This is a genomic window from Arthrobacter sp. 10T44 (assembly GCF_056393885.1).
In genome coordinates, this window is the sequence record NZ_JBFTGT010000006.1 from 76,872 (window position 1) to 98,153 (window position 21,282).

Consider the following 21,282-nt stretch of genomic DNA (forward strand, 5'->3'; position numbering starts at 1 on the left):
ATGGCGCGGGAAGAAACGACGGTCTCCGTTGCGGGACCAGACGGCAGCAGGGAAGTCAGGATCTCCAGTCCCAGCAGGCTGCTGTGGCCCGAAGCGGGCCTGAGCAAGCTGGACCTGGCCCACTACATGGTCGCCGTCGGGGACGCATTCCTGGCCGCTAATGGCGGCCGCCCCATCACGTTGCAGCGGTTCTCCGGCGACGTCGACGGCGAGCAGTTCTTCTCGAAGAACCCGCCCAAGGGGGCCCCGGACTTCGTGCGGGCCGTGGACGTGGTCTATCCGAGCCGCCGGTCGCATCCCCAGCTGGTGATCGATGAGATAGCCGCCGCGGTGTGGGCGGTGCAGATGAACACGGTGGTCTTCCACCCGTGGGCGTCGCGGGCTGCGAACCCGGACAACCCGGACCAGCTGCGGATCGACCTTGACCCGCAGCCGGGCACCAGCTTCCGGGACGCCGTGCCGGCGGCCCAGGAACTGCGCAAGGTGCTGGCCGAAGCGGGGCTGACGGCCTTCATCAAGACCTCCGGCAACCGCGGGCTCCACGTCTTCGCACCGATCGAGCCCGCGCATGAGTTCCTCGAGGTGCGGCACGCCGTCATCGCCGCCGCGCGCGAACTCGAGCGCCGGATGCCGGAGCAGGTCACCACAGCGTGGTGGAAGGAGGAACGCGGCACGCGGGTGTTCATCGACTTCAACCAGGCCAACCGTGACCGCACCATGGCCGGGGCCTACAGCCCGCGGGCGCTGCCCGACGCCACCGTATCCTGCCCGCTGGAGTGGGACGAGCTGGACGGCGCGGACCCCAAGGACTTCACCGTCGCCACCGTTCCCGCCCGGCTCAAGGCCACCGGGGATCCGTGGGCGGACATGCATGCCAGCCCAGGCTCCATCGAGGCCCTGCTCGGGTGGTGGGAACGGGACGTGGCCGCGGGTCTCGGCGAGCTTCCCTTCCCGCCCGACTTCCCGAAAATGCCCGGCGAGCCGCCGCGGGTGCAGCCCAGCCGGGCCCGGAGCAAGGACTAGAAACGGACCCTCTTACTGGACCAGTTCGGGGTGGTGCAGCCTGGCGACCTCGGGGTGGGCGCGGAGCCAGCCCTTGAGCACGTTCGCCCCGTAGGAGGCGAGCATCGGGTTGTCCGGATCGTCCGAAAGCCCGCGGGACTGCGCCGCCAGGGCCGGCGGCAGCGGGACCGGATCGATGACGGCGTCCAGCCGCGGCGACCAGAAGAACGGAACCGTATAGCGGTCGACGCCGGGCGGCGGCGCCTGCACCCGGTGGATCGTCGCCGAGAGGTACCCCTGGGTCGCAACCTCCAGCATTTCGCCCAGGTTCACCACCAGGGCCCCTTCGAGCGGCGCCACCGGAATCCAGTCGTCGCTGCCGTGCGGCCGCACCTCCAGGCCGCCCACACGGTCCTGCAGCAGTAGGGTGACGAAGCCGTAGTCGGCGTGCGCACCGACGCCCTGGGTTCCGGCCGCCGGGACCACGCCGCCGACGTAGTGCGTGAGCTTGGCCATCCACGCGGGTGTCCCCTCGAAGGCGGCGGCGAAGTGGTCTTCGGGAAGTTCCAGCGAGACCGCGATCGCGCGCAGCAGTTCCGCGCCCACCACGCACATTCGATCGGCCCAGGCCATGGCGACGGTGCGTAGCTCCGGGAGGGCCTTATCCGGCCAGAGGTTGGGCCCCTGGATCAGCCAGTACGGCTGCTCGGCCGGGTAGTCGCGCAGGGCGGGGCGCTCGGGACCGAAGTCCAGCTGTTCCCGTGCGTCCGGCCGTCCCTGCGTCACTTCGTGGCCGAGCCGCGTATAGCCGCGGAAATGCGGCGACTTGCGGTTGTCCAGCGCCAGCCGGTCCGCTTCCGGAAGATTGAAAAACCGGCGCGTGACGTCGAAGAGCTCATCGACTTGCGCGCCGGTGGCGCCATAGCCGATCAACTGGAAGAAGCCCACCCGGTGGCTGGCGTCGCGGAGCTCGGCAACAAAGGCGGGGTTGAATGAACCGTCGTCGTTTCTCGCCGCACCCAGGTCCAACACCGGGATTGATTCGGTTCGAGTGTCCATCACTGCAAGGTAGCACCGGTACTTCAGCTATTGAAGGTGCCCGGAGTGGCGGCAGCAACGGGGCCGGAGCGGTGCAGCCGCTCCAGCGCCGCGGTGTCACGGCCAAACGAGAAGAGCAGGAGCGCAAGCGCCACGAGGAGCGCCGTCGTGCCCGCCGCGGACGGGACACCCGGCGTCAGGGCCAGCAGCAGGGCAAAGGGCTGAAGTGCACCGATGGCCTTGCGGAGGGGCGACGGGGGAAGAGTCTTCTGCAGGCCCGGACGGAACCTGCCCGCGACGGCAAACGCGTAGTACATGAGTCCGATCAGGAGGACCCACGCCCCGGTGGACACCGCGGCGGCGCAGGACAGCACCAGGGTGAGCGCCGCATCGGTCTCGGTGTCCAGGCGCGCTCCCGCCGCGGACGCGGTCCCGGTCCGCCTCGCCACAGGACCGTCCAGGGCGTCGAGCGCGAAGGCTGCGGCGCCCAGGAAGACGAGGACCGCGGCGGGCGGTTGCCGGCCAAGGATGCCGGCGACCGTGAGGGCAGCGCAACACGCCACCAGCACGGCGCGGACCAAGGTGACGCGGTCGGCCGGCGTGCACACGCGGGGCTCCCGCAGCAGGATGGACCCGGCCGTACGGACGAGCACGGCGGCGCCGGCCCCGACGGCCAGGACACCGGCTGTGACGCCGGGGGAGCCAAGGGATGCGAGCCAGCTGCCGGCCCCGAGGTAGGCAGCCACGGCGGCGGTCACGTCGGCCGCCGCACGGCGCGGGAATCGGTGGGGCATGGTCACCTCGCCCCCAATGCGAACAACGCACTTCTCAGCTCGGGGGTCGGTCAGGGCGGCGGCGGACTGGCGGGCCGGCCGGCGAGGGCTGGCCGGCGTGCCGGGTCCAAGCCAGGCCGATGCCCGCCAGCGCAACTCCGGCACCCTCCGCAATGGCGCTGACCGTCTTCTCCGGGTACCAGACGGGCTCGTACATGGCCGGAAACGGGCCGAATGCGGGCAGGTCCACGTAGCGGTAGAACACGACGGCAGCGAAGGCGCTCAACGCCACGAGCAAGGCGAACGCATAGGCGGTCCTGCTGCCGCGCAGGAGGACCGCCAGGGCGGCGAGCGCCGCCGCCGCGGATTCGAGCAGGAAGAGGGTGCCCTGGCCGATACCCTGCGGGGATCCGGCCTGGTAGCCGGGTGCGAGATGGAGGTGGACCCCGGCGTCGATCAGCAGGGCCACGGCCGTCAGCGACCGCAGGGCCAGGTCCCGCCCCCGCGTCCCACTGCGGATCGGGACGTTCACTTGACCGTCAGCGTTCCGTGCATGCCGGGGTGGAAGGTGCAGTGATAGGCGTACGTTCCCGGCTTTGACGGCGCGGTGAAGGTGGCGGTGCCGCCGCTGCCCTTGACGTCGACGTCGAACGCCGGGCCGTCGTCCGCGGTGACCGTGTGCTCGGCGCTGTCCATGTTCGTCACGGTGACCTGCGCCCCGGCGGCGACGACCAGCGGCGTGTACGCAAAGTCGCGCACGGTGATCGCCGCCGTCGACGCCGCCGCGGACGAACTGCCGGGCGGGCCGCCGGAGGCTCCGGAGCCCATCTGCATGCCCTCTGTCGCGGATGCGCTCGCCGGAGCCGTGCTCCCGCCTCCCGGGGCGCATCCCGCGGCACCCAGCAGGACCGCCGCGAGCAGCAGCGTGACGCGAACATTCCCGGTGTTCATAGCGCACCCTCTTAGACCTTGACGCGGCTGTGGACGTGAAGTTGCCTGCTTCAATTCTGCTCCCGTTACGGGCACATGGCGCCGGTGCGCCGGCGGGGTCTTCAGCCGAAATTCCCGGGCGCTCCGAGGGGGGCGTGGAGCGAACGACGGCCCGGCGCGACAGACCCGGTGAGGGTGCAGGGCTACTTGAAGGAGCCCTGCTTGCCCCCGGAAGCTACTTGGCCAGGCTGCCGGCTACCTGTATTTCCTCGGGGGTGCGTACTCAACGCACGGATGCCCCTACCCGACTTTTGGCCTCCCGAAAATCGGGTAGTTTCCTACGCTTGCTGCCTCCGGGCCACCGTGTCACGGTGGCTCCGGGAGGCGGCATGTCTTTGACCAACGCGATTGCAACGGGGCCCGGGAAATCGGAGAACATCATGCACAACTTGCCGGCAACAGCACCAGCCATATCGGTTCAGCTTTTTGGATCACTGGAAGTCCGCCGTGAGGGTGTGGCACTCACGGCCGCGGATCTGGGCGGCTGCAAGCCGCGGCACATTCTGGAAATTCTCCTGCTGAACCTGGGCACGCCGGTCTCCAAGACCCGGCTGATCGAAATCCTCTGGGGGCCAAGTGCCAGCGACGGGGCCGTGGCCACGCTGGAGAGCTATGTCAGCGGCATCCGCCGGGCAATCCAGCCGGGACAGACCAAAACGGGACCACTCCGGACCGCGAACAGCGGATACGTGCTCGATCCCGGCCTCGTGGACCTGGACCTCTCGCGCTTCCGCTGCCTGCTCAGCGCAGCTGACCTTGCCGCGCCGGCCAGGGCCTATCGGTTCCTGGTCGAAGCGCTGGAACTCTCCGCCAAGCCTCTCCTCGGTTTTGAACTCGTCGCCGACTGGGCCGACGAAGCCCGTACTCGTCACGCCGCCGAACGCGTGGCGGCCATGATCTCCGCCGCCGAGGCGGCAACGCTCCTGGGTCGTCACGACGACGGGATCCGCTGGGCGCAGTCGGCCGTCCGGCTGGAGCCGCTGAATGAACGGGCCTGGCTGGCCCTGGTGGCGGCGTATGAAATCGCGGGCCTCCCGGTCGAGGGCCTGTCCGCCTATGACCGTTGCCGCCGCCTCTTCGGCCGCGACCTGGCCTGCTCTCCGGGACCGGCCCTGCAGGCGGCGCACCTCCGGCTGCTGCGGCGGCGCGCGGAGTCGGATACGGGGCTCTCCGAGGTGCTGGCGGCCCTCCTGTTGCTGTGGGATCGGCTGCACGTGGCGGGACCGCAGAGTCCGGCGGTCGATGACCGGCTAGGTGAGAACGCCGGACGGATCCTGGATTCCTTCCTGCAGCGGGTCCGGACCACGGCCTGATCGATCAGGGCGGCGCTGCGCGCCGGAGTCCGGGCGGCATGGCGCACTGCGGTGCCCCGGTGCCACGGTGCCCCGGTCCTACCTTCGTGCCGGCGCCGTCAGGCGGCCTTGACCACGGGGAGTTCGTCCCAGTGGGTTGTGTAGCGCGGGGAGAGCATGTCGCGCTTCATCGTCCAGTCGGGGCCGCCGCGGATTCCGGCGTGGCCCAGTCCGATGGAGCCCCGGCCGTACTTCCGGCTGACCTCCTCCAGCAGCGTGCCGATGCCGCGCTCCTCATGCGGGTTCTCGAACACGGCCAGCGGGGCCTGGTTGGCTGTCGGGCGCAGGTCGGTCACCATGATGCCGGCCCGCGCATACTTGACGCCGTCGTCGATCCGGGGGAGCAGGGCGTAGGCAGCCCTGGCCAGCAGCACCGGGTCCGCGGTGGGCATCGGCAGCGAAACGCACACCGAGGGGTGCGAACTGTCCCGGGGGTTGTAGTGGGATGTGGCGGCAAAAGCAGTCAGGACTTTGGCCTGCAGGCCGTGCCGGGCGAGCCGGGCGCTGGCCTGTTGCGCGTAGATCCCGAGGACCTGGCGCATTCCGGCCGGTGTGCTGATCGGCGTCGCGAACGACCTGCTGAAGATCAGCTGGTCGCGGCCGATGCGTTCCTCTTCGAGCGGGATGCAGGGCGTCCCCCGCAGTTCCAGGACCGTGCGCATGAGCACCACCGAGAAACGGTCCCTGATCCGGACCGGGTCCGCCCTGGCAAGGTCAAGCACGGTATGGATCCCCAGCGCGTTCAGCCGTTTGGTCAGGCGCGTGGAAACGCCCCAGAGCTCGATCACGGACAGGCCGGCCATGAGACGTTCCTGCCGGTCGGCGGGAACGGAATCCCAGTGGCAGACGCCGTCGAACGCCGGGTTGTGTTTGGCCCACTTGTTGGCCAGTTTCGCCAGGGTCTTGGTCCCGGCAATGCCGACGCACACCGGAACACCGACGTTCCGCCGGACCGCCGTCTTCATGGCCTGCCCCAGCAGCAGCAGTTCCTCCGGGTTTCCGCGCACGCCCAGGAAGGCCTCGTCAATGCTGTAGACCTCCAGCCAGGCCGAATACCGGCCCAGGAGTTCCATCACCCGCGCGCTGATGTCGCCATAGAGCTCGTAATTGCTGGACTTGGCCACGAGCCCCCACTCCTTGGCCCGCGGGGCGAGTTTGAACCACGGTTCCCCGAGCGGGATGCCGAGGGCCTTTGCCTCGGGCGAACGGGTGACGGCGCAACCATCGTTGTTGGACAGCACGACCACCGGTTTGCCTTCCAGTGAGGGATCAAACGCGCGTTCGGCGCTGGCATAGAAGCAGTTCACATCCACGAGGGCAATACTGCCGCCGGGCCGGGCCTCAGGCATGGGGCTCAGACATTGGTCTCAGACATGGGGCAGGCACCGGGTGGCGACGCCCCAGATGACCAGGTCGGAGAGGGCGGGGACCCGGATGTCGGGGTAGCGCGGGTTGTCCGCCTGCAGGACCACGCCTGACGGGGTGACGCGGAGGCGCTTGACGGTGAGTTCGCCGTCGAGGACGGCGACGACGACGCACCCGTCGCGCGGCTCGAGCGCCCGGTTGACGATCAACTCGTCCCCGTCGCTGATGCCGGCGCCCTCCATCGAGTCCCCTGACACCCGCACGACGTAGGTGCTGGTGATGTCCTTGATCAGGTGCTCGTTGAGGTCGATCCTGCCGTCAAAGTAGTCCTGCGCCGGCGACGGATAGCCGGCGGCGACCGCCACCGGCGAGACCAGGACCGACAGCAGGGAAGTGCCCGCATCTATCACGCGGGGCCCGATGATTACGCCCACAACACACCCTTTTTCGAATATATGTTCGAATTAAAGTGTAGCCCCGGGGGCTGACATTTGACCGACCCTGCTGAAGGTTTCGGCCGGACGTGCGGGCACGGGCCCGGGCCCGGGAGGAGGGGTCTGGGGGATCAGGCGGCCTCGTACGGGGTGCTGAACAGAGTGACTCCCCATTCCGGGTTGTGCAGCACAATGCCACTTTCCCGGCGCGCAAACTGAAGCGGAGCCTGAAGGTAGCGCTTCATCCGTGCTTGTTCCTGGTCCCACGGGAAGTTGCACGTGCCCACAAAGCTTTCCAGTGCCCGCGGGTCCGGTGTGATTGTTTCGCCGGCAATGCCGACCCTGACCACGTACGAAGCGCAGCGGATCCGCACTGTCATCAGTGCGTGGCCACCCACGCTGCTGAACCTTACGGCGTAGTCGCCGGAAGTCAGTCCCGGACCCCGGGGCACAGAGGCCGGCATCATCGAGCCCGAAGTGAAGTACTGGCACTCAAGGGGCCCGTTGGCCGCGGCGACCCCGGCACGCTGCGGCAGGCATTCATCTGCACCGTGCCCGGCGGGGGCTGGCGGAACGGGCGGCGCCGGCGCCAGGGTCATGCCCGGCGACAGTCCGGCTCCCGTCCCGGCCGCGGCCGAGGCTGCCGGCAGCTTGGTCAGTGCTGGCTCGCCGGCGGGCTCCGCCGGCGGAGCCGAACCGCAGCCCGCCGTCACCGCCCCAATGACGAGACACGCCACGGACAGCAGCGTCGGCGTCATGCTTTGTCGATAACGTGCGTTTCCCCCGGGCGCGGCCATGATCCGAACACTAGGGGGCAGGGGGCGTCGCGGCAAGTACCCGCCGGGCCAAGCCGGCGGTCGCTGTTCCCGGCGTTATTCGAACCTCGACGGATCGCCCATGCCGTGGCGGACGACCTCGGCGACGCCGCTGGAGAAATCAATGACCGTCGTCGGCTCGGCTCCGCAGTCCCCGGAGTCAATGACGGCGTCCACCACATGGTCCAGCCTCTCCTTGATTTCCCAGCCCTGGGTCAGCGGCTCTTCCTCGTCCGGGAGCAGCAGCGTGCTGGAGAGCAATGGCTCGCCGAGTTCGGCCAGCAGCGCCTGGACCACCTTGTTGTCCGGAATGCGCACACCGACCGTCTTTTTCTTGGGGTGCAGCAGCCGCTTCGGCACTTCCTTGGTAGCGGGCAGGATGAAGGTGTAGCTGCCCGGCGTCACGGCCTTGATGCTGCGGAACACGTCGTTGTCGATCTGGACAAACTGGCCGAGCTGGGCAAAGTCCTTGCAGACCAGAGTGAAGTGGTGCTTGTCGTCCAGGTGCCGGATGGCGCGGATCCTGTCCAGCGCGTCCCGGTTTCCCAGCTGTGCGCCGAGGGCGTAGCAGGAGTCGGTCGGGTAGGCGATCAGGCCGCCGGACTTGACCATCTCCACCACCTGCGTGATGGATCGCGGCTGCGGGTTGTCGGGGTGCACATCGAAATATCTCGCCATGGCACGAGCTTACGCCCGCGGCTGGCCCGCGGCGCGGCAGCTCCGGCCGTCGACGGCCCCGGCTTGTGCACAGACAATTCTGTCTGGTAGCTTCGTTCGGCATAGACAGCCCTGTCTAGGTCCGCAGGCGGAAGCGTGGACCGGCGAACGAGCAGCGAGAGCGAGCCCCGAATGCGATCCATGGCAGGCAAGACGGTCCTGATCACCGGTGGCACCGGCGGAATCGGGAAGGCCACAGCGCTGGGTCTGGCGGCCCGGGGCGCCCGGGTGGCCATCACGGGACGCGACGCTGACCGGGCGGCGCGGGCAGCGGAGGAGATCCGCACGGTAGCGTCGGCCCCCGTCGAGGTGTTCATCGCAGATTTGTCGTCCCAGCAGGAGGTCCGCCGCCTGGCCGGCGAGGTGCTGCAGGCCCTGGACCGCCTCGATGTCCTGGTCAACAATGTGGGCGGATTCTGGAACAGCCGCCGCACCACCGTTGACGGACTCGAACACACCTTCGCGCTCAACCACCTCGCGCCTTTCCTGCTCACCAACCTGCTCCTGGAGCGGTTGCAGGAGAGCGGGCCGGCACGGGTCGTGACAGTCTCCTCAGGGGCCCAGGCCATGGGCCGCATGGACATCGCGGATCTGCAGGGCGAACACTCCTACTCGGGCCAGAGCGCGTACAACCAATCGAAACTTGCGAATGTCCTGTTCACCTACGGCCTTGCCGCCCGGCTCGCCGGCACCAGGGTGACGGCAAACGCGCTGCACCCCGGGGTGGTGGCGACAGCGTTCGGCGCGGAAGATCCGGGCCGGGTGCAGGCGTTCCTGACGCCGCTGATCCAGCGCTGGATGAAGACTCCGGAGCAAGGCGCCCGGACCTCCATACACCTCGCCTCGGCGCCCGAGCTTGACAATGTCACGGGCCAGTACTTTGCCAACAGCACAGCCAAGAAATCATCAAAACGCAGTTACAACCAGGCCGATGCCGACCTCCTCTGGCGGCTCAGCAGCGCGCTGGTAGGCCTCGAACCCGATTCTGAAAGAAGCACAAACCTTCCATGACCGCACACCGCACGCTCGTCGTCGTCGCCCACCCTGACCTGGCGGCGTCCCGGATCACCGCGCAGCTCGCCGCCGCCATCAGGGACCTCGACGGCGTGACCGTCAGGGAACTCGCCTCCGCGTACCCGGACCGGCGCGTGGACGCCGCCCGGGAGCAGGAACTCCTGCGCGGGCATGACACCATCGTCCTGCAGTTCCCGTGGCACTGGTACTCCGTTCCCGGTGTGCTGAAGGAGTGGATGGACCAGGTGCTCACCTACGGTTTCGCCTACGGCGCCGGCGGCGACGCCCTTCACGGCAAGCGGCTGCAGCTGGTCATCTCCACCGGCGGCCCCGAATCCTCGTATACGCCGACGGGGCACAACCGCTTCACCATGGCCGAGCTGCTGCGTCCCCTGGAGGCCACCGCGCACCTCTGCGGCCTGGAAATGGCAGAACCTCTGGTCCTGCATGCGGCCCCGAGGGTGACGCCGGAGGAACTGACCGCGCACGCCGCGCGCTACCGGGAGCTGCTCTCGGCCGTCCCCGCCGCCGCGCGCTGAGCGGTGAGCTTACAGGGCTGCGGGCAGCCCTGTAGCCGGGCCGGCGCTAGGCCTGCTGCTGCTCGCGGTTCTGTTCCTCGTGGTGGATCCGCTCGTCCAGCTGCCGCAGCGGTTCACCGCTGCCGCTCCACTGCTTGGCAATGATTTCCGCGGCGATGGACACCGCCGTCTCTTCCGGGGTCCGTGCGCCGAGGTCCAGGCCCACGGGGCTGTGCAGCCGGGCCAGTTCCGCCCCGCCCAGCCCCGCCTCGTGCAGGCGCCTCATTCGGTCCTCGTGGGTACGCCGCGACCCCATGGCACCGACGAAGGCCACCGGGCGTCCGCGCAGGGCCACCTCCAAGAGCGGTATGTCGAATTTCGGGTCGTGGGTGAGCACGCAGATGACGGTCCGTTCATCCACCAGTCCCTGCTCCTGCTGGCCGGAGAGGTAGCGGTGCGGCCATTCGTTGACCACCTCGGCGGCCTCGGGAAACCTGGCCGGCGTGGCGAAGACGGCGCGGGCGTCGCAAACCGTCACCCGGTAGCCCAGGAAGGTCCCGAGCCGCGCGAGTGCCGAGGCGAAGTCAATGGCCCCGAAAACGAGCATCCGCGGCGGCGGGGCGTAGCTGGTGAAGAAGACCCGCATCCCGCTGTCCAGCCGCTCCCCGTCGGGACCGTAGCTCAGGATGCCGGTACGCCCCGCAGCCAGGTAACCCTGGCAGTCGTCGCCGACGGCGAGGTTGGCCCGCTCGGAGCCCAGATTCCCCTCGAAGCCGCCCGGTCGCACTACCAGGTGCCGTCCCAGCCAGCTGCTGTCCGGGTGCTCGATCACCGTGGCAACGCCCACCCGCCTTTCATCCTCAATGTCCTGCCGTACGCCGTCGAGCTCGGCGAAGCGCTGCTGCGAGACCGGCTCGACGAAGATGTCGATAATGCCGCCGCAGGTGAGGCCGACGGCGAACGCGTCGTCGTCGCTGATCCCGTACCGCACCAGCACCGGGACGCCGTCGTCCTTGACCTGGGTGGCCAGCTCGTACACGGCGCCCTCGACGCAGCCGCCGGAAACCGATCCCACGGCGGCACCGCCGGCGGTGACCAGCATCGACGCGCCGGGAAGCCGCGGGGCGGACTTGAACGTGTTCACGACGGTGGCCAGGCCGGCAGTCCTGCCCTGCCGCCAGTCCGGCAGGATGGCCTCCAGCACGTCCCGCATGGGCTTCTCCCTAGAGCCTTCCGCAGAGCCGGAGCATCCGGAAGGCCGAGCGCCGGCCGGCCCAGTAAGCCACGCAGGCCACTGCGGCGACCAGGCCGAGGACCTTGCCGGGGCTGGAGAGCTGGTCGGCAGCGATGCCCTTCGCGAGGCTGAAGGCGTCAAGGCTGCCCGACGACGGCCCTGGTGTTTTGGGCCCCGCCGGTGCGGTGCCTGCGGTTGCGGCAGCGGGAGCCGCCGACGGAGCGGTGCCCGGCCCTGCGGGAGCGGCAGCGGCAGCGGTCGACGCTGCCGCTACGGTCGGGGACTCCGCGGCACCCGGTTCGGCGAGCATGGCCTGCAGGTTGGCCGCGAAGAGCCCCATCATTTGCTCGGTGACGCTGCCGATCACGCTCTTGCCCATCGCCGCGGCCTTGCCGGAGAGCGCCAGATCGGCACTGACCGTCCCGCGCGTCGTGGTCCCCTCTTCCGCCAGGGCCAGCGTGACCTTGGCTTCCGCGGTGCCCTGGCCGCGGGTTTCCTGCGCCTTGCCGCCGAGTACGGCCCGATGCTCGGCGGCGTTCCGCTCCAGGACGTTGAGCAGGCCCCTGTACTGCATGTTCACCGGGCCCAGCTTCACCGTCATGCCCACCTGGTAGGCGTCGTCGGATAGCTTGTTCAGGATCTGCGCGCCAGGGAGGCAACCGGCCACCCGCTCGAAATCCATCAGCGTGTCCCAGACCTTGCCGATCGGTGCAACCACCGAGAAACTGCTGTCAATCTGCATTAGCTGCTCCCTTGACTTGCGATCACTTGTCTTCCGCCTGTGCGTCCTGCCGGCACGGGCGGGTCGTCGCCCCGGATTGCCGCCGCCAACTCCGCCAGGGCCGTGTAGCTGTGTCCACTGACGAACGCGTCGCAGTAGGGCAGCGCGGCGGCGATCCCGCCGGCCAACGGCTGATAGTTCGGTGCTGCCTTCCGCGGATTCACCCAGACCACCCGGTGCGCGAGCCTGCGCAGCCGGGCCATCTGGGCCCCGACCTGCGCCGGGTCCTCCTGCGCCCAGCCGTCGGAGAAGACCACCACCACGGCACCCCGGGCCAGGCCGCGGCGGCCGTGCTCGTCCACGAATCTCCGGAGGCTCTCGGCGATCCTGGTGCCGCTGGCCCAGTCGGGTGCGGTGGCGGCCGCCTGCGCAAGGGCCAGGTCCGGGTCGCGCTGGGCCAGTTGCCGGGTCAGGCGCGTCAGCCTGGTGGAGAACACGAAGGCCTCCGCCCCGGCCTTCGCGACGGCGCCCTGCAGCAGCGAGAGGAAAATCCGGGAGTACGGTTCCATCGAGCCGGAGACATCGCAGAGCAGCACCAGCTTGCGGCGTTGCTCGCGGCGCCGGGCGTACAGGAGCCTGGGGGAGTCGTAGCCGGAGCGGCGGGCTGCCCGCACGGTGGCCCGGATGTCCAGGCGTGCGCTGCTGTGCGGCGACTTGCGCGTGCGCCGGCTCAGGCGCACGGGTGTTGCCAGCAGGATCCGGGTGGCCAGCCAGCGGATCTCGGCAGCTTCCGCCTCGGTGAGTTCGGCAAAGTTCATCCCGTGCAGGTGTTCTTCCGTGGACGCCATCGCGAGGACGGCCTCGCGCTCCGGTCCCTGCCGGTCTCCGGCGTCGTCCCGGCCCGCGGCTACCGCGGGGTGCGGCGGCCGGGCGGCGCGGCCCGGCTCGGTCTCTCGTCCGGTGTCGGCGGCGGCCCGGGTGTGCGAACCGTCCGCGGGAGGCGGCGCTGCCGGGACCGGGACCGGTTCGCCGGCGTGGCGGTCCAGCGCGGCGGCGGGATCGAAGCCGCCCCGGAAGACGGCGCCAAACACGGCGTCGAACACCGGCAACTGCTCACGGCTGGAGACCAGCACCACCCGCAGCGTCCAGTACAACCGCTCCAGGTTCGTCGGCGGGACCAGCCGGAGTGCCACCGCCAGCCGGGCCGCCCGGTCCGGCGAGCACGTGACGCCCGCGCCCCGCAGGGCCGTGATGAAGGCCGCAGCCAGGGAGGCGGCCTCGACGAACGGCGGGCCGGCGGCCGGCGGTCCGGCAGCCGGCGTCGTGCGCATCGGGAGGGGCTGCCTCGGTTCAGCCATCGGTGCCGTCCACCAGCCAGGCCGCGCCGCGGGAGCCGACGAGCTCCAAGTCGTCGCGGTTTTTCACGATCGAACCCCAGGTCTGTTCGGCCGTCGCGGCGTCGATCCGTTCGATGCCCAGCACCGCGAGCGCCGAGACCCAGTCGATGGCCTCGGAAATCCCGGGCGGCTTGGCCAGGTCCAGGGTCCGCAGCCGCGTGATCACCGCCGCGGCCTGCAGCGCCAGCGGGCCGCTGCTGGCGGGCACCCGGCGGCGCACAATCTCGGCAATCCGGGCCGGTCCGGGGTAGTCGATCCAGTGGTAGAGACAGCGGCGGGTCAGCGCGTCGTGCAGGTCCCGGGTGCGGTTGGAGGTCAGCACCACGATGGGCGGATGCGTGGCGCGGATGGTGCCCAGCTCCGGGATGGTGACCGAGGCCTCCGCGAGCAGCTCAAAGGTGAACGCCTCGAACTCGGCGTCGGCGCGGTCGATCTCGTCCAGCAGCAGCACGGCCGGCCGCGGCCCCGGGTGTTCGATGGCCTGCAGCAGCGGCCGGCGCAGCAGGTACTGGGGGCCGAACAGCTCGGCTTCGCTGACCTCGGCGTCGCGCGCCTCGGCCAGCCGGATGCCCAGCAGCTGGCGCTGGTGGTTCCACTCGTAGAGTGCCTCGCCCGCGTCGATCCCCTCGTAGCACTGCAGCCGGTACAGCGGGGTGTCCAGCAGCAGCGCCAGCGTCTTCGCGGCCTCCGTCTTGCCCACGCCGGCCTCTCCCTCGAGCAGGATGGGTTGGGGGAGCCGCACCGCGAGGAACAGTGCGGTGGCGAGGCCGGTGTCGGCCAGGTAGTCGTGCTTGTCCAGGGCCGCCATCAGCGAGGCGACGTCGGGGATCCGCCGCTGAACTTCCTCCTCCGCCCCGGTCCGGGCCGCCGTGTTCACCCGGCCCCCTGCAGCTCGGCCAGCACCCGCCGGTAGTCCTCCTCGGTGTCGACGTCGAGCGGGATGCTGCCCGGCGTGGGAACCTCGACGACGACGTCCGCGCGCTGCTCCAGCAGTTTCCACACGGCCTTGTCGCCATGCAGCGACGCCAGCTCAGGCAGCAGCCGCCGGCCGAAGGCAAGGGGATGGCCGACGCCGTCGTCGTAGCGGCACACCGCCGCTCCGGGACCGTCGGGCCGGGCCAGTGCCTGCAGCAACGGGAGCACGCTCTCCACCCGGATGCCGGGCTGGTCGCCGAGCAGCAGTACCACCGCCTCGGTGCCAGGCCGCAGCACGGCCATCGCCGCGGCAATCGAAGACGAACATCCCTGGCCGTAGTCCGGGTTGAGCGCCACCTCGCAGCCCGTGGTGTCCACGGCCCCGAGGACCTGCTCGGCCGCTCCGCCCAGTGCCAGCACGGTCTGGCCGAACCCGCAGCGCCGGGCGGTCGCAAGCACGGCGTCCAGCAGCACGCCGTCGCCGTAGGGCAGCAGCTGTTTGGGCCGACCCAGGCGCGCCGACGCCCCGGCCGCGAGGATGACGGCCGCGGTGCCGGCCATGCGGGGTGCTTCAGCTGCTGAGGGCATAGCGCTCCGGATCCTTGCGGAAGGCCGCGCGGCAGCCGGGGGAACAGAAGTACACGGTGGCGCCGTTGTGCTCGAGCTGCAGCGACGATTCGACGGCTGGCACGGACATGCCGCAGACGGGGTCGACCGCGGTTTCCGGTTGCGGGGTGGACGGCGCCGGAACCCCGCCGGCCTGCGCGCCGTGCTGAGCGCCGTCCCGTGCCGCGGCCCGCTCCTGGACCAGCTGGGCGAGGATGGACAGGGCGATTTCGCCGGGGGTGCGGGCGCCCAGTTGAAGGCCGGCCGGGGTGTACACCCGGGAGCGCAGCGCATCGTCCACGTCGAGCGAGTCCAGCACGGCGGCGCCGCGTGATGCGCTCGCCACCAGGGCGACGTAGGGCACGCCGGCGCGCAGCGCGGCTTCGAGGGCACCCTCCTCGGCCTTGCCGTGCGAAGCGACGATCAGGGCGGCGTCGTCCGGGCGGGGTTCGGCCGACCCGCCGTCGGCGAGCTCAACGTCGAAACCCACCCCGGACCCCAGCGCGGCCAAGGCCTGCGCCACCGGCGCGGCCCCGACCACCACAACCCGGGGCGCAGGGAGGCGCGGCTGGAGGAAGATCTCGATCGCACCGCCGCTCAGGCACGGGTTGGACACCTCGACGGCGCCTTCCTCGGCCCGGCGGGACAGCTCCCCGGGCAGGACGCGCAGCAACAGGGGTTCCCCGGAGGAGAGCACCTGCAGGCCGTACTCCCGGACCGAGGACTCTACGCAGTTCCCGCCGACGAAGCCCTGGATCTCGCCGCCGGGCAGCACCAGGGCGGTGTCCCCGGCGCGGGCGCTGGTGGGATGCTGGGCGCGGACCACCGTGGCGTGCACGAACGGCTCGCGGCGGGCGGTGAGTTCGGCGGCCCGGGCGGCAAGGGATTCTGCGGCGGTGGTCATCTCAGATCGGCGGCCTTGCCCGGCCCTGCATGGCTGCCCAGACCCTGGCCGGTGTGCACGGCATGTCCATGTGGGTGACCCCGAACGGCGCCAGCGCGTCGACCACCGCGTTCACGATCGCCGGCGGCGAGCCGACCGTGGCGGACTCGCCGATGCCTTTCGCGCCGATGGGGTGGTGCGGGGAGGGCGTGACCGTGAACCCGGTCTCCCAGTCCGGCACTTCCATGGCCGTGGGGATCAGGTAGTCCATGAAGGAGCCGCCCAGGTTGTTGCCGTCCGCGTCGAACTCGATGATCTCCATCAGGGCCATCCCGACGCCGTCGGTCAGGCCGCCGTGGACCTGGCCTTCGATGATCATCGGGTTGATCCGGGTCCCGCAGTCGTCCACTGCGATGAAGCGCCGCACCACAACGCGCCCGGTGCCGGGGTCGACGTCGACGACGCAGATGTAGGCGCCGAAGGGGAAGGTCAGGTTGGGCGGGTCGTAGGTGACTTCCGCGTCGAGGTTGCCGTCGACGCCTTCGGGCAGCGTCATGGTCCCGTGCGCGGCCATCGCGATGTCCTCGATGGTCTTCCCGGCGGTGGGATCGCCCTTCACGAACCAGCGGCCCTTTTCCCATTCGAGGTCCTCCGGGCGGGTCTCCAGCATGGCCGCGGCAATCAGCTTCGCCTTCTCGCGCACCTTGCGCGCCACGAGCGCCACCGCGCCGCCGCTGACCGGCGTCGAGCGGCTCCCGTAGGTTCCCAGCCCGAACGGCGTCTGATCGGTGTCGCCGTGGACGACGTCGATGTTCTCCGGCGGGATGCCGAGTTCCTCCGCGACGATCTGGGCAAAGGTGGTTTCGTGGCCTTGGCCCTGGCTTTGCACCGACAGCCGCACGACGGCCTTGCCGGTGGGGTGCACCCGCAGCTCGGCGCCGTCGGCCATGCCCAGGCCGACGATGTCGAAGTGCTTGCGCGGCCCGGCGCCAACGACTTCGGTGAAGAAGGAGAGTCCGATGCCCATCAGCTCGCCCCTGGCCCGCTTCTCACGTTGTTCGCGTCGAAGGTCCTCGTAGCCGGCCAGCTGCATGGACAGCCGCATGGCCGCCTCGTAGTTGCCCGAGTCGTAGACCCAACCGGTCTTGTTCGCGTAGGGGAACTGCTCGGGTTTGATGAAGTTCTTCAGCCGCAGCTCCGCGGGGTCCATCTCCAGCTTCCGGGCGAGGATGTCGACCATCCGCTCCACGAGGTACACGGCCTCGGTGACGCGGAAGGAGCAGGCGTAGGCAACCCCGCCGGGCGCCTTGTTGGTGTAGACGCCGGTCACCTTGCAGTGGGCGGCCTGCAGGTCGTAGCTGCCGGTAAAGATGGAGAAGAAGCCGGCCGGGTTCTTGGTGGGCTGGGCGGTGGCGTTGAACGCGCCGTGGTCGGCCAGCACGTTGGTGCGCAGGGCCAGGATCTTCCCGTCCTTGGTCGCGGCGATCTCGCCCGTCATGATGTAGTCGCGGGCGAAGGAGGTGGACATCAGGTTCTCGGAGCGGTCCTCCACCCACTTCACCGGCCGCCCGGTGACGATGGAGCCGACGACGGCGAGGATGTAGCCCGGGTAGATGCCGACCTTGTTGCCGAAGCCGCCGCCGATGTCCGGGGACACGATCCGGATCTTGTGCTCCGGGATGCCGGCCACGATCGCGAAGAGCGTGCGGTGCGCGTGCGGAGCCTGGGTGGTCTCGTAGAGGGTCAGTTTGCCGTCCACGGGGTCGAAGTCGGCGACGGCGCCGCAGGTCTCCATCGGGGCCGGGTGCACGCGGGGGTACACCATCTCCTGGCTCACGACGACGTCGGCGCTTGCGAACACGGCGTCGGTCTCGGCAGCGCTGCCCATCTCCCAGTCGAAGATCTTGTTGTCCGTCCGGCCGGCAATTTCGTCCCGGATGAGCGGGGCGTCGGCGTCGAGGGCCTTGCGCGCGTCGACCAGGGGCGGCAGCACATCGTATTCGACGTCGATCAGTTCCAGCGCGTCGCGGGCGGCGTACCGGTCCTCGGCCACCACGAACGCGACCTCCTGGCCCTGGAACCGGACCTTATCCGTGACCAGCACGGCCTGGACGTCGGCGGAGAGGGTCGGCGCCCAGGCGAGCTTGAGGCCCTCCAGGTCCTTGCCGGTGATGACGGCGAGCACCTTGGGGTGGGCCAGGGCGTTGGTGGTGTCGATCGACACGAGCCGTGCGTGCGCCACGGGGGCGCGCAGGATGGCGCCGTGCAGCATTCCGGGCAGCACGAGGTCGTCGATGTAGTGGCCCTTGCCGCGGACGAAGCGGGGGTCCTCCTTGCGCTGGATGCGGCCGTAGCCGATTGGCCGGTCCGCGTCGCCGGCAGCGGGGTTGGTCTCCCGCTCATGGATGACGGTCATGCCTTCACCTCTGAGTCTTCGGTTTCCGTGGCGACGTCCGCCACCACGGTGTCGGTCCCGTCGAGGACCTCGTCGGCCCCTTCGCCCCCGCCGGCCGCGGCCGCGGGATGGGCCGCCGCCCACTGCACCGAGCGGACGATCGTCGCATAGCCGGTGCACCGGCAAATCTGACCGGAGATGGCCTGCCGGATCTCGCCGTCGTCCGGGTGCGGGTTCTTATCCAGCAGGGCGCGCGCGGTGAGCATCATGCCCGGGGTGCAGAAGCCGCACTGCAGCCCGTGTTCCTCCATGAAGCCCTGCTGCACGGGGTCGAGAGTGTTCCCGGCGGCGAGACCCTCGACGGTGCGGATGTCGTGCCCGGCGGCCATCGCGGCGAGGACGGTGCAGGACTTCACCGGCTGGCCGTCCAGCAGGACCACGCAGGTCCCGCAGTTGCTCGTGTCGCAGCCCCAGTGGGTGCCGGTCAGTCCGAGCACCTCGCGGATGTAGTGGACCAGGAGCACGCGGGGTTCGATGTCGGAGGTAACTTCGTTGCCGTTCACGCTCATGCTGATCTGCATGCGCTTCAGCCTTCCTGTGTCTGGGGGGCCGTCTGGCCGGCGTTCTGGCCGGCGCGGGCGCAGGCCTGCCGCAGGACGCGCCGGGTGAGTTCGTCGGCCAGGTGCCGTTTGTAGTCGACCGGTCCGCGCTGGTCCGCCACCGGGTCGCAGGCCGCCGCGGCCAGCCGGCCGGCGTCGGCGAACAGCTCTTCCGAGGGGCGCTTGCCTCGCAGCCGTCCGGCGGCGTCGGCGATGGTGTGGTCCAGGCCCAGTGCGGTCAGCCCGATGGCGGCATCGGCGATGCTGCCGTCCTCCGCGAGGGTCACGGATGCTCCCGCGGCCCCGACGGCCCAGTCGCCCACGCGCCGCTCCACCTTCTCGTAGGCGCTGCCGGAACGGGCCTTGATAGGGATGCGGACCTCGCACAGCAGCTCGTCCTGGCCGACGGCGGTCTGGTACGGGCCGCGGTGGAAGTCCTGCATGGCCAGGCTGCGCTCGCCGCCGGGGCCGCGGACCACGGCGACGGCGCCGAGGACGTCGCACACCGTGGAGAGATCCTCGGCGGGGTCGGCTTGGCACAGTGAGCCGCCGATGGTGCCCCGGTTGCGGACCACCGGGTCCGCGATCACCAGCTCCGCGTCCCGGACGATCGGGAAGAGCCGGGCGATCTCGTCCGATTCCAGCAGCGTGGTGTGGCGGGTCAGCGCGCCGATGCGTAGTTCCGCGCCGTCGCGCAGGATGAAGTCGAGTTCGAAGAGGTCGTTGATGTCGATCAGCCATTCAGGCCGGGAAAGCCGGAGCTTCATCATCGGGAGCAGGCTGTGGCCGCCGGCGATGACCCGCGACTCGGGACCGTGGCGTGCCAGAAGCTCGAGTGCGTCCTCCACCGTGGTGGCCCGAACGTAGTCGAATGGAGCCGGAATCTGCATAGTCCCACCTCACTCCAAGGCACGGGCAACGCCGCCCGGCGCCGATTAACGCAAGTCTTGCCCCGCCCCGATGAGGGTGTCAACATCGTCATAAGCGAAAGGTTATGAAGCCGTGTCGATGACGTTGAGCCAGCTGCGGACGTTCGCGCTGGTCGCACGCCTGGGCTCCCTCCACGCCGCCGCAGCCGCCCTCGGGGTCAGCGAGCCGGCCGTGTCCGCGGCCCTCGCGGCGCTTCGGCAGGACCTGGGCGACCCCTTGTTTGTCCGGGCCTCGGGCGGGATCACCCTGACGCCCGGCGGGCGGGCCCTGGCGGACTATGCCCAGGACATTGTCGGGCTCGCGGACCAGGCCCGCTGGGAGGTCGGCAATGCCAAGAACGACGCCGGCCGGCTGAAGATCGCCGCCACCGCGCCGTTTGCCGAGCACGCTGCCGGCCGGCTGCTGGACCTGTTCACCAAGCGGGTACCGGGTGCCTCGGTGGACGTCGTCGCCGAAGCCGCCGAGGACCTGGCCGGGCTGCTGCTGGAGCGCGCCTACGACATCGCCCTGGGCGCCAGGCCGCCCGCGCCCGCCGGCAGCCCCGCGTCCGTCCCGGGCCTGGTGTCCGTCCCGTTCCTCCGCTACCAGCGGGCCTTCGTGGCGGCCCCGGCCGATCCGCTGGGGCGGGTGCACGGCCCGCTCGCGGTGGAACGGTTGCTGGGCAGGCCCTGGTTCGCCGGTCCCGCGGGCATCCTGGAAAGTTCGGAGGAAGGCCGCTGGCTCGCGTCGCTGGGCATCGCCCCGGAGATCATCAGGCTCAGCAGCGAGACCGAGGCCCTTGCGGCCGTGCGCGCGGGGGAGGGAACCATGCTGGCCCTGGGGCACATCGTCCACGCCGAAGTCGCCAACGGGACGCTGGTGCGGCTGCCCGTCGTCGGAACCCCGGTGGCCGGCCTGTGGTGGGCCAGCACGCTGGACCAGCACAGGACCACCACCATGGCCCAGACCCTGCAGCGCTTCGTCGGCACGGCCGACGCCACCGCGGCGATGGTCGCCCATGGCGGCTCGCGCGGGCTGGAGCGCCGCGGCTCGAAATTCCATGTCGCCCTGTGGAGTTGACGGCCGGGGGAGCCGGCGACTTGGCGGTGAGCGGCTGTGTCGCGTTGCACATTGGCCGGAATCGGTGCTACCCCTTGAGGGACACCCGCTTGACCCCAAGCACCCCACGATGAGGAGTAGCACATGACTTTGCCCCGAGATGAAGACAGCTCGCTGCGGCACTGGAGCGCCCGACTGATCCAGGCCCTGCAGATCCTGGATCTGGAAGTCGACCACGACAAGATCGTCGAAGTCGCGGACGAGTCACTGAAGGCGGTCGGGCCGCACGCGGACGCCATCAGCGCTTTCATCGTCGGTTACGCCGCCGGGACGGCGTCCACCAACGGCCGCAAGAGCACCCAGGAGGCGGTACACGCCGCGTCCAACAAGGTCATCGAGCTGTGCGAAAACGGTGAGGCCGGCGGCCCGGACGAGGAGGGCTGGGCCAAGCGGGCCCAGTAACACCGGAGCAGTAGCGAAAAGAAAGCAGGCCGCGTCCCCACCGGGGGCGCGGCCTGCCTGCGTTTGGCGGAGGTGCCGGCGGGC

Annotated in this window: 23 protein-coding genes; 6 read left to right on the top strand and 17 right to left on the bottom strand. The window is 70.1% G+C overall.

The window, feature by feature from the left end; all coding sequences use genetic code 11:
* Nucleotides 1-1,023, top strand: a complete 1,023-nt coding sequence (ligD, locus tag AC1DBL_RS11730) for a non-homologous end-joining DNA ligase (protein WP_476926158.1) — start codon at nt 1-3, stop codon at nt 1,021-1,023.
* A 12-nt stretch (nt 1,024-1,035) separates the two neighbouring features.
* Here ligD and AC1DBL_RS11735 read toward each other — a convergent pair whose 3' ends face one another.
* Genes AC1DBL_RS11735 through AC1DBL_RS11750 form a run of 4 tightly spaced genes read right to left on the bottom strand, consistent with a single transcriptional unit; the run spans nt 1,036 to nt 3,764 of the window.
* A complete protein-coding gene (locus AC1DBL_RS11735) occupies nt 1,036-2,061 on the bottom strand; it encodes an isopenicillin N synthase family dioxygenase (protein WP_476926159.1) in 1,026 nt (341 codons plus the stop codon).
* A gap of 23 nt (nt 2,062-2,084) precedes the next feature.
* Nucleotides 2,085-2,834: a CDP-alcohol phosphatidyltransferase family protein gene (locus AC1DBL_RS11740; protein ID WP_476909423.1), complete on the bottom strand. Its 750-nt coding sequence runs from the start codon at nt 2,832-2,834 to the stop codon at nt 2,085-2,087.
* A gap of 34 nt (nt 2,835-2,868) precedes the next feature.
* Nucleotides 2,869-3,345 carry a hypothetical protein gene (locus AC1DBL_RS11745; RefSeq protein ID WP_476892613.1) on the bottom strand — a complete coding sequence of 159 codons (477 nt, stop codon included), beginning with the start codon at nt 3,343-3,345 and terminating at the stop codon, nt 2,869-2,871.
* A complete protein-coding gene (locus AC1DBL_RS11750) occupies nt 3,342-3,764 on the bottom strand; it encodes a cupredoxin domain-containing protein (RefSeq protein ID WP_476926160.1) in 423 nt (140 codons plus the stop codon). The genes AC1DBL_RS11745 and AC1DBL_RS11750 overlap by 4 nt, the downstream gene beginning before the upstream one ends.
* Before the next feature lie 494 nt (nt 3,765-4,258).
* On the opposite strand from AC1DBL_RS11750, the gene AC1DBL_RS11755 reads away from it, so the two are divergent.
* Nucleotides 4,259-5,116, top strand: a complete 858-nt coding sequence (locus AC1DBL_RS11755) for an AfsR/SARP family transcriptional regulator (RefSeq protein ID WP_476926161.1) — start codon at nt 4,259-4,261, stop codon at nt 5,114-5,116.
* A gap of 98 nt (nt 5,117-5,214) precedes the next feature.
* Here the strand turns inward: AC1DBL_RS11755 and AC1DBL_RS11760 are convergent, their stop codons facing one another.
* From AC1DBL_RS11760 to AC1DBL_RS11775, 4 genes are all read right to left on the bottom strand, one after another.
* The gene (locus AC1DBL_RS11760; RefSeq protein ID WP_476926162.1) at nt 5,215-6,504 is read right to left on the bottom strand and encodes a Y-family DNA polymerase; all 1,290 of its coding nucleotides are present in this window, start codon (nt 6,502-6,504) and stop codon (nt 5,215-5,217) included.
* 18 nt (nt 6,505-6,522) lie between these two features.
* Nucleotides 6,523-6,954: a LexA family protein gene (locus AC1DBL_RS11765; protein WP_476926163.1), complete on the bottom strand. Its 432-nt coding sequence runs from the start codon at nt 6,952-6,954 to the stop codon at nt 6,523-6,525.
* A gap of 131 nt (nt 6,955-7,085) precedes the next feature.
* Nucleotides 7,086-7,712: a hypothetical protein gene (locus AC1DBL_RS11770; protein WP_476926164.1), complete on the bottom strand. Its 627-nt coding sequence runs from the start codon at nt 7,710-7,712 to the stop codon at nt 7,086-7,088.
* Nucleotides 7,713-7,826: 114 nt separating this feature from the next.
* The gene (locus AC1DBL_RS11775) at nt 7,827-8,447 is read right to left on the bottom strand and encodes an L-threonylcarbamoyladenylate synthase (protein ID WP_441418646.1); all 621 of its coding nucleotides are present in this window, start codon (nt 8,445-8,447) and stop codon (nt 7,827-7,829) included.
* A gap of 180 nt (nt 8,448-8,627) precedes the next feature.
* On the opposite strand from AC1DBL_RS11775, the gene AC1DBL_RS11780 reads away from it, so the two are divergent.
* Entirely contained in the window at nt 8,628-9,497 is an 870-nt protein-coding gene (locus AC1DBL_RS11780) for an SDR family NAD(P)-dependent oxidoreductase (RefSeq protein ID WP_476926165.1), read from the top strand.
* Nucleotides 9,494-10,039 carry an NAD(P)H-dependent oxidoreductase gene (locus AC1DBL_RS11785; RefSeq protein WP_476926166.1) on the top strand — a complete coding sequence of 182 codons (546 nt, stop codon included), beginning with the start codon at nt 9,494-9,496 and terminating at the stop codon, nt 10,037-10,039. Before AC1DBL_RS11780 ends, AC1DBL_RS11785 begins: the two co-directional genes overlap by 4 nt.
* Before the next feature lie 46 nt (nt 10,040-10,085).
* Here AC1DBL_RS11785 and AC1DBL_RS11790 read toward each other — a convergent pair whose 3' ends face one another.
* The 9 genes from AC1DBL_RS11790 to AC1DBL_RS11830 are packed head-to-tail and all read right to left on the bottom strand — an operon-like array spanning nt 10,086 to nt 19,658.
* Nucleotides 10,086-11,231, bottom strand: a complete 1,146-nt coding sequence (locus tag AC1DBL_RS11790; protein WP_476892607.1) for an XdhC family protein — start codon at nt 11,229-11,231, stop codon at nt 10,086-10,088.
* A gap of 10 nt (nt 11,232-11,241) precedes the next feature.
* Nucleotides 11,242-11,994: an SRPBCC family protein gene (locus AC1DBL_RS11795; protein WP_476926167.1), complete on the bottom strand. Its 753-nt coding sequence runs from the start codon at nt 11,992-11,994 to the stop codon at nt 11,242-11,244.
* Entirely contained in the window at nt 11,994-13,331 is a 1,338-nt protein-coding gene (locus AC1DBL_RS11800) for a vWA domain-containing protein (protein ID WP_476926168.1), read from the bottom strand. Before AC1DBL_RS11800 ends, AC1DBL_RS11795 begins: the two co-directional genes overlap by 1 nt.
* A complete protein-coding gene (locus AC1DBL_RS11805) occupies nt 13,324-14,247 on the bottom strand; it encodes an AAA family ATPase (RefSeq protein ID WP_476926169.1) in 924 nt (307 codons plus the stop codon). Before AC1DBL_RS11805 ends, AC1DBL_RS11800 begins: the two co-directional genes overlap by 8 nt.
* Nucleotides 14,244-14,873, bottom strand: coding sequence for a nucleotidyltransferase family protein (locus AC1DBL_RS11810; RefSeq protein ID WP_476926170.1), 630 nt, complete (start codon nt 14,871-14,873; stop codon nt 14,244-14,246). The genes AC1DBL_RS11805 and AC1DBL_RS11810 overlap by 4 nt, the downstream gene beginning before the upstream one ends.
* Nucleotides 14,857-15,795: an XdhC family protein gene (locus tag AC1DBL_RS11815; RefSeq protein WP_476926171.1), complete on the bottom strand. Its 939-nt coding sequence runs from the start codon at nt 15,793-15,795 to the stop codon at nt 14,857-14,859. The genes AC1DBL_RS11810 and AC1DBL_RS11815 overlap by 17 nt, the downstream gene beginning before the upstream one ends.
* A 1-nt stretch (nt 15,796) precedes the next feature.
* Nucleotides 15,797-18,190, bottom strand: coding sequence for an aerobic carbon-monoxide dehydrogenase large subunit (locus tag AC1DBL_RS11820; RefSeq protein ID WP_476892603.1), 2,394 nt, complete (start codon nt 18,188-18,190; stop codon nt 15,797-15,799).
* On the bottom strand, nt 18,187-18,750 hold the full coding sequence (locus tag AC1DBL_RS11825) for a (2Fe-2S)-binding protein (protein ID WP_476926172.1): 564 nt from the start codon (nt 18,748-18,750) through the stop codon (nt 18,187-18,189). The genes AC1DBL_RS11820 and AC1DBL_RS11825 overlap by 4 nt, the downstream gene beginning before the upstream one ends.
* A 5-nt stretch (nt 18,751-18,755) precedes the next feature.
* Entirely contained in the window at nt 18,756-19,658 is a 903-nt protein-coding gene (locus AC1DBL_RS11830; protein WP_476926173.1) for an FAD binding domain-containing protein, read from the bottom strand.
* A gap of 118 nt (nt 19,659-19,776) precedes the next feature.
* On the opposite strand from AC1DBL_RS11830, the gene AC1DBL_RS11835 reads away from it, so the two are divergent.
* Nucleotides 19,777-20,757 carry a LysR family transcriptional regulator gene (locus tag AC1DBL_RS11835; RefSeq protein WP_441418749.1) on the top strand — a complete coding sequence of 327 codons (981 nt, stop codon included), beginning with the start codon at nt 19,777-19,779 and terminating at the stop codon, nt 20,755-20,757.
* A 123-nt stretch (nt 20,758-20,880) separates the two neighbouring features.
* Complete coding sequence (locus AC1DBL_RS11840; protein ID WP_441418658.1) at nt 20,881-21,198, top strand: DUF6457 domain-containing protein; 318 nt, start codon at nt 20,881-20,883, stop codon at nt 21,196-21,198.
* The last annotated feature ends 84 nt before the right edge of the window (nt 21,199-21,282 follow it).

Excerpts from the sequence above, each read along its gene's own strand:
- ligD (WP_476926158.1), top strand. The coding sequence starts at position 1 with ATGGCGCGGGAAGAAACGACGGTCTCCGTTGCGGGACCAGACGGCAGC.
- AC1DBL_RS11735 (WP_476926159.1), bottom strand. The coding sequence starts at position 2,061 with ATGGACACTCGAACCGAATCAATCCCGGTGTTGGACCTGGGTGCGGCG.
- AC1DBL_RS11740 (WP_476909423.1), bottom strand. The coding sequence starts at position 2,834 with ATGCCCCACCGATTCCCGCGCCGTGCGGCGGCCGACGTGACCGCCGCC.
- AC1DBL_RS11750 (WP_476926160.1), bottom strand. The coding sequence starts at position 3,764 with ATGAACACCGGGAATGTTCGCGTCACGCTGCTGCTCGCGGCGGTCCTG.
- AC1DBL_RS11760 (WP_476926162.1), bottom strand. The coding sequence starts at position 6,504 with ATGCCTGAGGCCCGGCCCGGCGGCAGTATTGCCCTCGTGGATGTGAAC.
- AC1DBL_RS11770 (WP_476926164.1), bottom strand. The coding sequence starts at position 7,712 with ATGACGCCGACGCTGCTGTCCGTGGCGTGTCTCGTCATTGGGGCGGTG.
- AC1DBL_RS11775 (WP_441418646.1), bottom strand. The coding sequence starts at position 8,447 with ATGGCGAGATATTTCGATGTGCACCCCGACAACCCGCAGCCGCGATCC.
- AC1DBL_RS11780 (WP_476926165.1), top strand. The coding sequence starts at position 8,628 with ATGGCAGGCAAGACGGTCCTGATCACCGGTGGCACCGGCGGAATCGGG.
- AC1DBL_RS11785 (WP_476926166.1), top strand. The coding sequence starts at position 9,494 with ATGACCGCACACCGCACGCTCGTCGTCGTCGCCCACCCTGACCTGGCG.
- AC1DBL_RS11790 (WP_476892607.1), bottom strand. The coding sequence starts at position 11,231 with ATGCGGGACGTGCTGGAGGCCATCCTGCCGGACTGGCGGCAGGGCAGG.
- AC1DBL_RS11795 (WP_476926167.1), bottom strand. The coding sequence starts at position 11,994 with ATGCAGATTGACAGCAGTTTCTCGGTGGTTGCACCGATCGGCAAGGTC.
- AC1DBL_RS11800 (WP_476926168.1), bottom strand. The coding sequence starts at position 13,331 with ATGGCTGAACCGAGGCAGCCCCTCCCGATGCGCACGACGCCGGCTGCC.
- AC1DBL_RS11810 (WP_476926170.1), bottom strand. The coding sequence starts at position 14,873 with ATGCCCTCAGCAGCTGAAGCACCCCGCATGGCCGGCACCGCGGCCGTC.
- AC1DBL_RS11815 (WP_476926171.1), bottom strand. The coding sequence starts at position 15,795 with ATGACCACCGCCGCAGAATCCCTTGCCGCCCGGGCCGCCGAACTCACC.
- AC1DBL_RS11820 (WP_476892603.1), bottom strand. The coding sequence starts at position 18,190 with ATGACCGTCATCCATGAGCGGGAGACCAACCCCGCTGCCGGCGACGCG.
- AC1DBL_RS11825 (WP_476926172.1), bottom strand. The coding sequence starts at position 18,750 with ATGCAGATCAGCATGAGCGTGAACGGCAACGAAGTTACCTCCGACATC.
- AC1DBL_RS11830 (WP_476926173.1), bottom strand. The coding sequence starts at position 19,658 with ATGCAGATTCCGGCTCCATTCGACTACGTTCGGGCCACCACGGTGGAG.
- AC1DBL_RS11835 (WP_441418749.1), top strand. The coding sequence starts at position 19,777 with ATGACGTTGAGCCAGCTGCGGACGTTCGCGCTGGTCGCACGCCTGGGC.
- AC1DBL_RS11840 (WP_441418658.1), top strand. The coding sequence starts at position 20,881 with ATGACTTTGCCCCGAGATGAAGACAGCTCGCTGCGGCACTGGAGCGCC.